Consider the following 13,074-nt stretch of genomic DNA (forward strand, 5'->3'; position numbering starts at 1 on the left):
CCGAAACAATGTCTTCGACCTACGCCGATATGGGATCCTGCTGAACCTGGAGGTCATCCAGCGTCGTGAGGGCGAGCTGGCCAAGGCCGCGTAACTTCAGGTGGAATTGAACCGTTTGTTGCTCTAGGGGGGAGGACCCAAACCGATACGCGTATCGGTCCAGGTCGTAGGAGGGAGGACCCAAACCGATACGCGCATCGCTTCCGGTCGTAGGGGGGAGGACCCAAACCGATACGCGTATCGCTTCCGGTCGTAGGAGGGAGGACCCAAACCGATACGCGTATCGCTTCCGGTCGTAGGAGGGAGGACCGGACGTGATGTGCGTCACGCCATGGCGTGCGCGTCGTCCGAACGCAGACTCCCCGGCGCCCGGAGCTTCGCCCGCGTCTCGGCACGCAGCACATGGATCTCCTGCGCCGCCGGCCCCCACCCGTACCGACCGGGCTCCGCCTCCACGAGGATCCCGCGCTCCCCCAGCGCCGCATACACATCCCCAACCGTCGGCAGATGCGCCGCCGGGTACGCCGCGACGAGCGCCTTCGGGCTCACGTGTTCCAGCGCACGATCGGGCTCGCCCAACTGGTGCGTGACGAGCGCGTAATCCAGCGCGATCGGCTCGAACAACGCCTCGACGACACGCTGCACGCGCACATCGCGCACGTCCTCAGCCGTCCCCGCATCCAGCCACTGATGCCGCGCGAGATGATCCCGCACCGCGACATGGTGCCCAAGGAGCACACGCGCATCGCCATGGAACCAGTGCATCCACTGGTTCCGCAGCGATTGCTGGAGCACAGGCGACGCGAGGTGCGGGGCCTCCAGATCACTCTCCAGCACACATGCCCCCCGGCGACGCAGAGCCGCCGCGAGCCACGCCTCGTCCACGCCTTCGACCTCCGCGTGACCGAGAAACATGCGCAAATGGAAGCTCGACACCGTCGTCTGGCGGACCTGCTCGGCGACGATCGCGCGAGCAAGCGACTGCACCTCCGTCGAGGGCTCCAGCGTGAGTGGCGCGCCGCAGGCGATATGGACACGGCCGAGCTGCACCTCGTCGCGCGCCATCTGCGCAAGCCATTCGAGCGTCGCGGTGAGCGACATCGGCGGACGCGCGCCGCCCCCGAGTTCTCCCTCGAAGGCGCCCTCCTCGGGGACACGATCGTACGAAATCGCGATGGGCAACACGACGAAACGCCGTCCCGTCGCTTGCAGCGCCCGCAAAAGCCCTCGCCGAGGGGGCAGCGCCCGCCGCGCGCGGCTGCGTTGCCCCTCGACGAAGAACATCACGGACGCGCCGCGCGCGACGAGCCGCTCGAGCTTGTAGCTCACCTCGCGCACCTCCTTGCCGACGCCCCGGCGCACGTAAAACGCCTGGGATTGTTCGAGCAAGCGCCCGATGAGCGGGATGTTCGAGAACTCCTCGGCCGCGGCGATGTGCGGGACCGGGATGCCGAGTTCCGGGTGCTGGAAACAGAGGTAGCTGCCGAGGAGGAAATCGAAATAGCTGCGGTGCGAAGGCGCGAGGACGAAGAGCGCGTCCGTCGGGGCCGCGTCCACCGCGCGGCGGAACGAGCGGCGGTCGAACGTCACGACCGACGTGCATTTCCGCAGCGTCTTGCGCAGCCCATAGGCGAGCGTGCCGATCGCCCAGTTGCCCGGCCTCCGCGACAGGGTCCACGGCAGGTCCTGGTTGCCGTCGTCGTGGTCACGCCCCGCGAGCGTCTGCTCCGTTTCCTTCATGGCAGCGCCTCCTCGATTACCCTTCGCCGTGACCCAGCTTCACCTCGCCGAGGACGCCGTGGTTCCCTGCGCCGAACAGGTTGTCCGGGTCGACGGCCTGCTTGACGTCGCGCATGAACGCGCGCGCGCCCTCCGAGTAGATTTCCTTCACGAAGTCCTGCCGGATCTTGCCGACGCCGTGATGGTGGGAGAGCGAGCCCCCGGCCGCGAGGATCTCCTCCCGCGCGGCGTGCTCCATCTCGCTGTATTGGCGCACCGGGTCTTCAACGCCCTTCGCGTAAAAGCCGAGGTAGAAGTAAATGCAGACGCCCGTCGGATACACCTGCGTGATACGCCCGGTGAAGAAGGGCTTGCCCGGCAAGCGCCGCTGCTCGTGCTCGCGCAGCACGCGCTTGTGGACCCGATCGTAAAGCTCGAGCGCGCAGCTCCACGGCACGCTCGTCTCGAAGCTCTCGGCGATCGCCCAATGCTCGAACGTGAGGTCGCGGATGTACGCAATGCCGAACGTGAGCTGATAGCCGCGCTCGCCGTTCGCCGCGCCGGCCTTCAAGCCGCCGTGCTGCTTGGCGATGCGGTACAACGTCTTTTCCTGGAACTCGACCTCGTCTTTCGTCCCTTCGAACACGATCGTCGCGACGGCGAGCTGGTGCGGGTCAAAACCCTTGATCTTGGTGACGAGGAGCTGCTCCGCGCGGCTCTTCGCGTGCGCCAGGAGCCCTGATTTCTTCGGCTTGAGCGCCTGACCGAAATGAAACTGCGTGTTATCCATGACGCGCACGCTCGCGGGCACGGCGCCGGCCTGCTGGAGGTCGTAGAGGAAGGCGAGTCCGCGTTCGAGGTCGGGGAAAATGACGCTGCCGTAACGCTGCACCTCGGGCACGGGGAAGAGCTTGACGATGGCGGTCGTGATGATGCCGTAGTTGCCCTCGCTCCCGAACATGAAGTTCCGCGGATTCGTGCCGATGCTCTCGCGCGGCGCCACCTGCGGCCGCTCGACGACGCCACGCGCGGTGACGACCTGCATATCGAGGACGAGGTCCTCGATGTTGCCATAGCGGTTCTTCTTCATGCCGCTCGCGTTGGTCGCGATCCATCCGCCGAGCGTCGAGAATTCGAGGCTGTCGGGCTCGTGCCCCATGGTGAGCCCGTGCTTCGCCAGCTCGGCGACGATGTGCCGGCCCGTCGCGCCGGCCTCGATGCAGGCCATGCGGTTCGTGGGGTCGATCCAGAGGACCTTGTTCATGCGGCGCATGTCGACGGCAATGACGACGCGCTTTTCGTCGATCGACAGGCGCAACGCATCCGTGACGTTCGTGCCGCCGCCGAACGGAATGAGGCACGCGCCGTGCTCCTTCGCGACCTCCGTCAGCTTCACGACCTCGTCGTGCGACGTCGGAAAGACGACGAGATCGGGCACGCGCTCGAGGCGCTCGTAACGGATGGCCCAGATCTCGGCGCCGGTGTGCCCGTGGCCGCGGCGCAGGCGGACGAGCGGATCGCTCGAAATCTGATCGTCCTTGAGGAAGCCTTTCAGCGCGGCGATGACGGCGCTCGCATCCTGGGCCTCGGGGACGGGCGGGGGATAATGCGGCTCATTGCGATTGCCGTAGGAGAGCGGCGCGGAGAGCGTGGCCGAGATCCACGGCAAGAGCGAAGGGAGGTCGACATTGCTGATGTTGTAGCGGCGACCGGTGAGCACGACGTTGCCGTTCGGTTTCACGACGAAACGCGTATCGGCGAAGCCCCAGCCATCGAGGCTCTCGTCGTCTTTGGGCAGCGGCGCGGGGCTCGGGATGATGCGCGTGCTCGGGGCGCGTGCGCCGCGCGGAGGGAGGGTCGAGCCGGATGCGTTGTCGCGGTTGTCGTGTGCCATGGTGGTCGCAGGATGTTGCTCGGAAAGGAGGGGGCCTCAAGCGAAAGCCTTTCGCGCAGCGAGGCGGGTCGGACGTGTAGCACAGAGACCATGCATCGTGCCACGCAATGAATGATGAGGTGGCCGTGCTGCATCGCGGCATCTTCTGCGGCCCATTCCGCGCGCGAATCCCCGAAGATGCGCATTCGATGTGGCGGCCTGCGAAACGCCGTTCGCGGACATCCACGCCGCCACGCGCAAACGGCGCGCCGAGGGAGGTCATGGGGGGGAGGTCGTGGGAGGGAGGACCGCAGCCGATACGCGTTGCGGTTTCAGGTCGGTGGGGACGGCGGGGGCCGTGGCGTATCGCTCAGGCCTCGTGCCCACCGCCGGTCCTGGCGAGCTCCTCCTGGAAACGCGGCTCCTCGGGCGCGAGCTTCACCGCGTCCTCGAGCGCCTGGCGAACCTCCGTTGCGGGTGCACCGAGCCAACGGAGCACCCGGCCGAGTTCGTACGACGCCCACGCATGCCTCGTGCGCGCAGTGTCCATCTGGAGCACGCGCCGGAGCATGTCGCGCGCATCCCGCAACAAGCGCGCGCGAGCATCGTCTTTGAAGCGATCTCGACTTCTGTCGCGCAGGAGCTCCCCTGCGAGCCGTATTTTCGTCTGCGCGAACTCGAGCAAGGCGCGAGGATCGGTCTGGAGGGCGCCCCCGGCCTTCTCGAAGAAGAGATGCGCACGCTTTTGCCGGCCCACACGACGTTCGAGGATCGCGGCATCCATGGCTTCGGTGGCCGTCAGTACCTCCGGGAGCCGATCGAGGACGGCCTTCGCCTCCGCTTCTCGCTTCGCATCCAGGTAGCCGGTTGACATGGCCGCAACCACGCGTCCCTCCCCGCCACGAGCAGGCGCGCTGAAGAAGCGATCATAGACCTCCCGGGCCTTCGCGAGCTCTCCCTGCCGACAAAGCTCCGAGATGAGCTCGGCCGCGACGGCTCCCGAGCCGGGGATGGCGTTGAACGCCGACATGAGGCGCCTCGTGGCCCCAGGGCGGTCGCCCACCGCACGCAAAAGGGCCACGTCTCGAAGCGCGAGGATCGCCAAGTATTCGGGATGAACGGGTAGCGTGACACGGAAATAGGACCGTACGTCATCGAAATCGAAGATTGGCTCCGGCGACCCGTTTTGTTCCATGGAGCGGAACACCCTGGGGATCCCCGTACCTCGCCCCTCTGCGAGGCCCAGCTCCTTGAGCAGCTCGCCGATGCGACGATTTCGTGCAGGAACGGGCGGCACCTGAGCTCCCGGGCGTAGGTGCTGCGTCTGGAGACCCGGCTGCGGCCCCGGATAACTTATGACCTCCATTCGATCCGGGTAGAGGTACACCTTCGTGGGCTCGACGGTCCCCTCGTAACCTCGATGGTAGATGGCGTTGACGAGCGCCTCTTTGAGCGCCGGGAAAGGATAACTCACCCATCCCTTGACCTCGGGTGTATCGCGCTGCTTCTCGAGGTGGTGCACGGACATGGCTTGCAGGTGTCTGAGCGCAGCGCGAGTCTGCTCATGAAGCGGCCCGCGAAAAACCTGCTCGGCCAGGACGTCTCCCTCACCCGCAAACTCGACGACCTCGATCCTCGCTCCGCGAAACCACTCCTCCGGGTCGTCCGAAAAAAACAGGAGCCCTACGTTCAACGGCTCCTCGTGCCCATTCGAACGCGCCGAGATGAACATGCGGCGGTAGATCGCCCTGGCGTCCGGCTCCTGAATCAGGTCACTTCCGATGTCGCTCAAAAACTCGCGCACCCGGGACTCTCGAAGCTTTTCGATGGGCACGCCGAACGCGCGACGATCGTCGAACGGCACCTTCGCCGTCATCTGCATCAGGCTCGTGAGGATGCTCCCGGTCGCTTGCTTCGTCTGGTCGTCGGTACGCACGTAATAATGGCGAGGAGCACCCTTCTCGATGGATTCAGGCGCCTGATAAGGCCTGTCCTGGCCGCCGCGCGCCCAAATCACGAGAATGTGCTTACCGTCGACGACCTCCGGCGACAGGACCGGCGTGTATTCGGGAGAGAACGTACGGCACCTGCCGGTGATGAAAGTCTGAATCTTCTCGAGGCTCTCGGGAGCGAGGCCTTTCGGAGGCAAGATCGCCACCCCATCCGGCGCTTCCACGCCCAGGACGACGTAACCGCCATTCAGATTTTGCAGGTCGTTCGCAAACGCGCAGATCGTCCGCAGAACCTGCGAGCCCGTATATTTCTCGTCCCAGGATGCCTTGAACTCGATGCGGCTGGATTCGACTCCTCGGAAATGGAGCAGATCGTCGATGTTGATCGGCAGGATGAAGGACATGGCGCCTGCAGGGGGAAATACATGAGGGGCTCCCACGGGACAAGCAAGCCCCGGGAGTCCTCACTCCACCCGAACGACCGCCTCTTCCGGCAAGCTCGCCGCGAACGCGTCCCGCGCCGTCCGCACCTTCTCCACGTCGAGCCCGTCGAACGTCAGCTTCGTCTTGTATTCGAGCCCGCTCCACCGCGGGTACGAGCCGATCTCCACGTCCGGGTGCTCCGAGACCACGCGGTCGAGCATCGGCTTGATCGTGCCCTCGTCGAGCGTCGTGAACACCGCGTGCGAGACGAAAGGCACGTCGGCGCCGAGCTCCTCCCGGATCAGCGGGATCTTCGCCTGGAAGATCTCCGGGACCCCCGGCAGGATCCATACGTTGTTCATCACGACCGTCGGCCACGGCATCGACTTCGACGCGGCGAGGCGCGCGCCGTGCGGCATACGCGCCATCAAGAGGTGCCCCTCGGTCAGCTTGTCGCCGTAGTAGGCCCGCAGCATCGCCTCCATCGACGGCTCGATCACCACGTGCGTGTCGAACGCCCGCGCCACGCCGTCGATCGTCACGTCGTCGTGCGTCGGGCCGACCCCGCCCGAGGTGAAGAGCCAGTCGTGCGTCTTCGAGAGCGTCCGCACTTCCTCGGCGATGACGTCGCTCTCGTCGAGCACCATCACCACGCGCCGGAAGACCACGCCGAGCGAGCGCAGGGCCCGCGCGAGGACGACGATGTTCGCGTCCGCGATCTTGCCGCTGAGCAGCTCGTTGCCGATGATGAGCGCCGCCGCCGTTCGCACGGGAGCCTCCTAGCTCTCGAACTCGCGCACGATGGGCTTGCCCTGCGCGTCGATGCCGAGGAGCTCCTCGACCCGGCGCTCGGCCCGGTCGAGCCGCTCCTTCGCCGCGCGCGCCAGGCGTACGCCCTCCTCGAAGAGCGCGAGCGAGCGCTCGAGCGGCAGCTCCCCGCCTTCGAGCTCCTCCACGATGGCGGAGAGCCTCCGCGTGGACTCCTCGAACGAGAGCACGGACGCCTGCTCCGGCGCGGCAGGCTTGGTGATCGAAGCCGTCTCTTGGCTCATGGCGACCCAGCGTCCCCCGGGATGGCCTCGGGCGCAAGCGTGAGCGCGGCAGGGCCGTCCGGCAGGCCCGGGACGAGCACCACGCCGTCTGGATCCGCCACGATCGGCACAGCCACGCCGTCCGAACGGACGAGGCGCGCCGCGCGGCCCTGGATCGACGGGAGCGCCCCCGGCGCGTTCGCGACGAGCGAGACCCACGCGACCGGGCCGGCCGACACGGCGAGCGCCGGGACAAGCGTGCGGCCGGACAAAGCCGCGCGGGCCAAGGCGCGGACCTGGTCGTCCGGATCGAGGTCGCGCGCGAGCTCGAGCGTCGCTGCGCGCAAGGGCTCGCGGCGCATGGAGAGGGCGCGCACGACGGCGCGGCGCACGGTCGGGTCCTCCTCGAAGCGGTAGGCATTCGCGAGGAGCGAGATCGCGTCCGGCTCCGGATCGAGCGCGAGGCCGAGCGCCGTGTGCGCGCGGATGACCGGATCGGTGCCCGCGAGCAAGCGCTTGATGCGGCCGCGGATCGCCTCGTCGTCGCGGCTCGGCAAGGCGCGCGCGGCGAGCGGGGCGAGCGGGCTTTCGCCTTCGGCCCAGCGCGCGAGGACCGCCGTCGGCAGGCCCGCGCCGCTCGGATCGGCGAGGAGCGCGACGCCCGCCGCGACCTCGATCGCCGAAGGAGCGTCCCCCTTCCCCATCGCCTTCGCGTTCGCGCCGAACACGCGCGCGAGCTCCGCCGGCGCGTCGTCCTTGCCGATCGCCGCGCGCGCGAGCGAGGCGCGCGCCACCGCGGCCACGATCGCCACGTCGCACGGGCGTTTCTCGGGGCACGCGGCGTCGAGCGCGGCGCGCACGCTCGTGCGGCCCGTCGCGACCTGACCAAAGGCGCCCACGGCGCGGTCGGCCGGGTCTTTCTCGTTCGCCATGGCCACGAGCGCGTCGGCGAGGCCGTTCGGCTCGTCCCCGAGCACGAGCCAACGCACGAGCGCCGCGCGCGTGATCAACCGGCGAGGCGCGCCCTTCTTCGCGGACGTGCTGCCGAGCGCCCGTTCCAGCGCCGCGCGCGCGCCCTTGCCCGGCATCCGCGCCAGCGCGAACGCCGCAGCCGTCGCATGTTCGGGTTTGCCGAGCTGCGCGAGCAACGCCGTCGCCGCCTCCGACCCGCCGGCCCGCCCGATCGCCGCGATGGCTTGCTCCCGATCGTCTCCGTCGAGCGCATCGAGCGCCGCGACGAGGGGTTTGACGAGCGCAGGCGAGGGCGCGGCGAGCGCGAGGCGCACGCCGTCGAGGCGCGTCGGGCCGGCCGCGAGCAGCGCCGCGATCGCCTCGGACGCGCCTTCCACGCCGAGCCGCGCGAGCACCTCGGCGCCCGCGCGCTTCTGCTTCACGTCGTCGGTCTTCACCCACGTGCGCGCCGCGGCTTGCGCGCTCGTGTCCCCGAGCCGCGCGAGCGCGAGCGCCGCGGCCGCGCGGTAGGCCAGATCCACGTCTTCGAGCGCCAGCCGCAGCCGCGGGATCGCCCGCACGTCCCCGAGGTCGCCGAGCAGCGCGGCGAGGGCCGGCTCGATGCGGCGACGCCCTTCGAGCAGCGGCGCGATCGACGAAGGCGGATGCACCACGAGCGCCGCCGACGCGGCCTCTCCACCCGGCCCGCCTTGCAGCACCGCGCCCACGAGCGCCGACGTGGCCTTCTTGTCGCGGCTCTTCGCGAGCGCGAGTGCCGCGGCCCCGCGCACGAGCCCTCCGTGCGAAGCCGCGCGCGCCTCGGGCCCGCCTTCGGTCAATTCCCGGACGAGCAGCGGCCGCACCGCCTCGCGATCGGCGTGCGCCGCGAGGATCCGGATGCCTTCGAGCCGCGTGCGCCCGTCGCGCGTGAGGATCGACGACTGCTCGAACGCGTTCGTCAGGGCGTCGATCGCCTCGGGGGTCCCGATCGCGCCGAGCCTGCGCACGCCGCGCAGTCGCCCCTCGACCGACCCCGACACGAGCAGCCGCTCGGCCACGGGGATACCGAACAAGCCACGCAGCGTCCCGCGGCCCGGGGCCTCGGCCTCCTCGGCCTCCTCGACGACGGCCTTGCGCGACACGCCCACGGCGAGCCCTTGGGCCTCGGCGCGGGCAGGCAGGAGCGAGGACGCGACGAACGAAAGGGCAGCAAAGGAGAGCGCCGTGAGGGCCCGGGAGCAGCGAGACATCGCGGCGCAACTATCGGCGAGGGACGCTGGCTTGTCACGCCTCATCCTCGGGGGGTTCTACGCCCATGACGGGATCCCCGGGACCTCCGAGCGCCTGCGAGCGCCCCCACGCCCCTTCCCAGCTCTCCCTACCTGGCCGCGCGGGCGCCTCGGACGCCCCCGGATGCGTCCGCAACGAACCGCGCCACGACTGCACGCCCCATGATTCCTTGATGCACAGAAACTCCCGGATGTCCGTCGCCCTCGCTGAAACGAGGGGCCCTGGACAACAACCCAGTGGTCATTCCAGATTCCATGCGCGCTCGGCTGTCCCCTTTGTTCCCTATGTCCACGGTATGCAAGCTGCTTAGGGTCAATGCGACCGCCAAGGATCTCCGGTCCACCGAGGGAGGTTGAATCTCATGCGTAACTCGTTCTTCGTGGGCGCGCTCGCTTTCGCGGTTTCGCTTTTCGCTGCCGGCGCTGCGTCCGCCACCACGGACGTCTGCGCGGAGTGTAAGGCCAGCGTCGAGGCCACGTGTTTGGCCGAGCTCGAAGCCGCTGTCGATTGCGAGGCCCATGTCGCGGCCTGCTGCGAGGCATCTCTCGACGTGGATTGCTCGATACAAATCGGCCTTCAGCTTTGCATCAATGCCGAGGCGATGTGTGTGACCGAGTGCAAGGCCCACAACGCCGGGTACGGCGACGGCGTCGAGTCGATGTGCGAGGCCGAGTGTCGCGCGGGGGTGGGCCTGGGCCTCGTCGTGCTCGCCTCCGTGGCTTGCGAGGCCGAGGTGGAGGCGTCCTGCTCGGTGGAGGCAGCCCTCGCGTGTAGCAGCGAGATCAATGCCTACGCCTACTGCGCGGCCGAGGCCGAGGCCGAGTGCAGCTACTGCTGCCCCTGACGACCCTTCGCGAACGTCCCCCCGCCGCGCGGTCCCTGCGTGCACCAGGGCCCGCGCGGTCGCCCATTCTAGCCCCGCGCGAGCGCGGCCCGGAAGTCGCGGAGGCGCTCGTCGAGTTGCCTCGGCGTCACCTTGACCTCGGCGAAGACGCGCTGCGTCCCCGCGGGATCGGTCTTCAGGTTCGCTTGGATCGTGTCGAGATCGTTCTTGGCCCCGAGCACGGCCACGCGCAGCTTGTCTTTGGGCCCGAGGTCGTTCGTCGCCGCGCCGCGGAGCTTGTCCAGGCATTCCGCGAGCTTCACGCCCCGGAGGTTCGCCACAGCGGAGGCGTCCCGCGGCCCGCCGCCAGTCGAATACGCGGTGAGGGTATGGCTCTCGCGCGCCGCGAGGTACTTCCACATCGCGGACGCGACGTTCGGGACCGTGTTCATCGTGTCCTTGGGCTTCAAGCCCACCGCCTTGAGGAGCTTTTCGTACGCCTTGCTGTAATTCTCGGCCGCGCGCGGCTCGACCACGCTCTCGGGGTCCTTCCCCTGCGCCTGGAGGGATTTGCTGGCGGTATTGCCCGCGCCGGTGATCTTCTTGGTGAAGAAGCTCAGCATGTGCTTCACCGAGATGGCGGCATGTCCTTCGCACTTCAGGAACAGCGCCGACGAGGCCGATCCGAGACTTTCGATCTGCACGAGGAGCTCGCTGTATCCCTTGAGGAATAGAAAGCCGGCGCCCGCGCTCTTGCCACGCTCGCCGAGGTGGCTCGACCACCGGTCCGGGAGCGTGTCGTACCCTTGTCGCACCTGCCCCGGACTGTCGAGCTCGATCATGAATGAGCCCTTTTCGAGGGGCTGATAGATCCAGCACGCGACGTACAGGGCCTGAAACCCGTCGCGGTCCACCGCCGACCGGAGGAGCGCGCTCACGGGTTCACTCCCATCCCCGAATTGATCCTCCAGGTACTTGGACCAGTCGGCCGGCGTCTGGAAGTCCGGGCCAAAGATCTTGTCCTTGTCGCTCCTCTGGCTTTCCCCCTTGATGAGGTCCACGAGCGTGGGCATGGCTCACCTCGCCCCGGGCTTCTTCGCCTTCGCCACCTGGGCCTCGGCCTGCGCGACGGCCTCGTTCAACGTCTGCAGCGCCTCGATCGCCGGCGCCGAGCCCTGCCGATCGATGTCGAGCTGCAGGCCGCAGCCCGCGCAAAAAATGGAGCTGCCGGTCAGGATCTGCTCGATCGTCGCCTTGATCTTGAAATTGCAGCACGGGCACGGGAAACCATGATTGTCGGACTGAGCCTTCAACCCTTGCAGCATGACGATCCTCTCCTTGCTCGATGGTCCTGGTTCGTGCGATTGCGTTATTCTTGGCCGGAGGCGGGCGCCCCGGTGACCTGGATGTTGTTGCTGAGCAGCCCGAAGATGCCCGTGATCCCCGCGGGCACGTCGCTGCGCGACATCGTCAGCGTGAACTTGATGTTGGTCGTCTCGGACGTGGCGTCGCTGTTCGATTGCGCGTCCGCCGCGATCTTCGCGAGCAGCTTCGGCGCTTGTGAATCACCCTGGCTCATCTCCACGATCTTCGTCGTGAACGAGATCTCCGCCTTGTCGATGCCGAGAATGGGGATCGGGACGAGCGTCAAGAGCGGTACGGAGACGGTGTATCGCTTGACGCCCACGCCCGGCACGACCTGCTGGTAGCTGAACTGCACCGTGCGCAGCTCGCCCTTCTCGTCGAAGCCCACATTCTGGATGAAGTCCGACGTGGCCTTGGCGGCCATTCCATCCGCGTCGACGATGTCGCGGACGAGGCTCCCCACGAGCTGACTTAGCGGGATGTGAGAAACGGTGTTCTCCGGCATGACGGACTCCTACACGCTCGCGTGGGGCGCTTCGGCCGTGACTCCCTGGAGCCGCGGCACGCCCGACGCGTCGATCTCGATCGACATCTTCACCCAAAGGAACGGCCCCAGCTCCGCTCGTTCCTTCTCCGCGATCGGCCATTCGAACGTGCACACGACCTGGGTCGGGCGCAGGCTCGAACGAAAACGCTCCACCTGCTGCGCTCCGGGAAGCTCGCGCGCAGGCACGCGAACGAGCGCGAGCCCTCGCTCGATTTCATGCAGCACTGCGGTGACCATCCGCTCGACTCGCTCCTGCATCGACGCTCACCCCGAACCGCAAGCAGGTGGAGATCGCGGCCATCGCCCTCGTTCAGCTCAGGTCGACGGCTTCCCGGGCACCGCCTTGATGGCGTCGTTCAACATGTTGAGCACCTTCGAGGTGCCCGCGGGCATGTCGTGCCCCGTGGCGTGCACGTTGACGTTGATCGTGTACTCGACGGAGTACTTCGAGTCCCTCGTCGAGCTCGAGTCCGACTTGCTCGAATAGCTCCCCTTGAAATTGACCTTGTCGAAGAGGAAGCCGACGGATCCGCTGGTCTCGCCGCCCCCCGAGCTCTCCGAGCTTTGCTTCGTATCGAAGCTCGACGTGGCATTGATGGCCGCCTTGAAGTTGATGTCCATCGTCTCGACGAGCAGGTACGGAATCGGTACCAGGGTCAAGAGCGGCACCGTGAGCTGCGCCGTCTCGCCGCCCCTCGTGAATGTGAACGTGACGGACATGACGGTCTTCGGGGCCTTGTCGTCCGTCGACATCTGGGGGTTGCCGTCTTTGTCCAGGCCAAAGAGGACACCCAGCACGTACTTCAACGTGGCGTTCGCCGCCAAGGTCTGCGCTTCGACGCCCGCGACGAGCGGACCGCCGATGATCGCCCCGAAGGGGATCTGGCTGAGGAGCTGCGTCGCGGCTTGTTGATCGCCGCCGGTGGCTTCGCCGGAACCTGTATCGCCCATGGGAAGACTCCTTTTTTATGCCGCCGGGCGCCGAAAACAGAGGCACCACCGGAGCACCGCAAGAACAAGGCAAGCTGGTCGAGATACGCCCCTTGGCCGGAAAAGAACGATTCACGGCGCCCACGCACGACACACGTCGCCGTCGCGTG

The 13,074-nt window shown here is 67.6% G+C and carries 12 protein-coding genes; 1 reads left to right on the plus strand and 11 read right to left on the minus strand.

Annotated elements, in window-relative coordinates:
• Positions 1-324: 324 nt before the first annotated feature.
• From E8A74_RS47885 to E8A74_RS47910, 6 genes are all read right to left on the minus strand, one after another.
• The gene (locus tag E8A74_RS47885) at positions 325-1,740 is read right to left on the minus strand and encodes a 1-acyl-sn-glycerol-3-phosphate acyltransferase (protein WP_136935883.1); all 1,416 of its coding nucleotides are present in this window, start codon (positions 1,738-1,740) and stop codon (positions 325-327) included.
• 16 nt (positions 1,741-1,756) lie between these two features.
• Positions 1,757-3,613 (minus strand): FAD-binding oxidoreductase, encoded by a 1,857-nt coding sequence (locus E8A74_RS47890; protein ID WP_136935884.1) that lies wholly within the window; start codon positions 3,611-3,613, stop codon positions 1,757-1,759.
• A gap of 349 nt (positions 3,614-3,962) precedes the next feature.
• A complete protein-coding gene (locus tag E8A74_RS47895) occupies positions 3,963-5,948 on the minus strand; it encodes an RNA-binding domain-containing protein (protein WP_136935885.1) in 1,986 nt (661 codons plus the stop codon).
• A 60-nt stretch (positions 5,949-6,008) separates the two neighbouring features.
• Positions 6,009-6,737 (minus strand): competence/damage-inducible protein A, encoded by a 729-nt coding sequence (locus E8A74_RS47900; RefSeq protein ID WP_136935886.1) that lies wholly within the window; start codon positions 6,735-6,737, stop codon positions 6,009-6,011.
• 9 nt (positions 6,738-6,746) lie between these two features.
• Positions 6,747-7,019 carry an exodeoxyribonuclease VII small subunit gene (gene xseB, locus E8A74_RS47905; protein ID WP_136935887.1) on the minus strand — a complete coding sequence of 91 codons (273 nt, stop codon included), beginning with the start codon at positions 7,017-7,019 and terminating at the stop codon, positions 6,747-6,749.
• Positions 7,016-9,199, minus strand: coding sequence for a HEAT repeat domain-containing protein (locus tag E8A74_RS47910; protein WP_170229933.1), 2,184 nt, complete (start codon positions 9,197-9,199; stop codon positions 7,016-7,018). The genes xseB and E8A74_RS47910 overlap by 4 nt, the downstream gene beginning before the upstream one ends.
• Positions 9,200-9,600: 401 nt before the next feature.
• Between E8A74_RS47910 and E8A74_RS47915 the strand changes: the two genes are divergently transcribed.
• Positions 9,601-10,083 (plus strand): hypothetical protein, encoded by a 483-nt coding sequence (locus E8A74_RS47915; RefSeq protein WP_136935889.1) that lies wholly within the window; start codon positions 9,601-9,603, stop codon positions 10,081-10,083.
• A 68-nt stretch (positions 10,084-10,151) separates the two neighbouring features.
• On the opposite strand, the gene E8A74_RS47920 is transcribed toward E8A74_RS47915, so the two are convergent.
• Genes E8A74_RS47920 through E8A74_RS47940 form a run of 5 tightly spaced genes read right to left on the minus strand, consistent with a single transcriptional unit; the run spans position 10,152 to position 12,925 of the window.
• A complete protein-coding gene (locus tag E8A74_RS47920; protein WP_136935890.1) occupies positions 10,152-11,135 on the minus strand; it encodes a hypothetical protein in 984 nt (327 codons plus the stop codon).
• Positions 11,136-11,138: 3 nt separating this feature from the next.
• Positions 11,139-11,387 carry a hypothetical protein gene (locus E8A74_RS47925; RefSeq protein WP_136935891.1) on the minus strand — a complete coding sequence of 83 codons (249 nt, stop codon included), beginning with the start codon at positions 11,385-11,387 and terminating at the stop codon, positions 11,139-11,141.
• Positions 11,388-11,431: 44 nt separating this feature from the next.
• Positions 11,432-11,932, minus strand: a complete 501-nt coding sequence (locus E8A74_RS47930) for a DUF2589 domain-containing protein (RefSeq protein WP_136935892.1) — start codon at positions 11,930-11,932, stop codon at positions 11,432-11,434.
• A 9-nt stretch (positions 11,933-11,941) separates the two neighbouring features.
• The gene (locus tag E8A74_RS47935) at positions 11,942-12,232 is read right to left on the minus strand and encodes a hypothetical protein (protein WP_136935893.1); all 291 of its coding nucleotides are present in this window, start codon (positions 12,230-12,232) and stop codon (positions 11,942-11,944) included.
• Between the two features lie 57 nt (positions 12,233-12,289).
• A complete protein-coding gene (locus E8A74_RS47940) occupies positions 12,290-12,925 on the minus strand; it encodes a DUF2589 domain-containing protein (RefSeq protein ID WP_136935894.1) in 636 nt (211 codons plus the stop codon).
• Positions 12,926-13,074 lie beyond the last annotated feature (149 nt).

The sequence above is a fragment of the Polyangium fumosum genome (assembly GCF_005144585.1).
Classification (GTDB): domain Bacteria; phylum Myxococcota_A; class Polyangia; order Polyangiales; family Polyangiaceae; genus Polyangium; species Polyangium fumosum.

What these genes read in the sequence shown, in the direction of transcription:
- E8A74_RS47895 (WP_136935885.1), bottom strand. Translation starts at nt 5,948, where the DNA reads ATGTCCTTCATCCTGCCGATCAACATCGACGATCTGCTCCATTTCCGA.
- E8A74_RS47930 (WP_136935892.1), bottom strand. Translation starts at nt 11,932, where the DNA reads ATGCCGGAGAACACCGTTTCTCACATCCCGCTAAGTCAGCTCGTGGGG.
- E8A74_RS47935 (WP_136935893.1), bottom strand. Translation starts at nt 12,232, where the DNA reads ATGCAGGAGCGAGTCGAGCGGATGGTCACCGCAGTGCTGCATGAAATC.
- E8A74_RS47925 (WP_136935891.1), bottom strand. Translation starts at nt 11,387, where the DNA reads ATGCTGCAAGGGTTGAAGGCTCAGTCCGACAATCATGGTTTCCCGTGC.
- E8A74_RS47920 (WP_136935890.1), bottom strand. Translation starts at nt 11,135, where the DNA reads ATGCCCACGCTCGTGGACCTCATCAAGGGGGAAAGCCAGAGGAGCGAC.
- E8A74_RS47940 (WP_136935894.1), bottom strand. Translation starts at nt 12,925, where the DNA reads ATGGGCGATACAGGTTCCGGCGAAGCCACCGGCGGCGATCAACAAGCC.
- xseB (WP_136935887.1), bottom strand. Translation starts at nt 7,019, where the DNA reads ATGAGCCAAGAGACGGCTTCGATCACCAAGCCTGCCGCGCCGGAGCAG.
- E8A74_RS47890 (WP_136935884.1), bottom strand. Translation starts at nt 3,613, where the DNA reads ATGGCACACGACAACCGCGACAACGCATCCGGCTCGACCCTCCCTCCG.
- E8A74_RS47910 (WP_170229933.1), bottom strand. Translation starts at nt 9,199, where the DNA reads ATGTCTCGCTGCTCCCGGGCCCTCACGGCGCTCTCCTTTGCTGCCCTT.
- E8A74_RS47885 (WP_136935883.1), bottom strand. Translation starts at nt 1,740, where the DNA reads ATGAAGGAAACGGAGCAGACGCTCGCGGGGCGTGACCACGACGACGGC.
- E8A74_RS47915 (WP_136935889.1), top strand. Translation starts at nt 9,601, where the DNA reads ATGCGTAACTCGTTCTTCGTGGGCGCGCTCGCTTTCGCGGTTTCGCTT.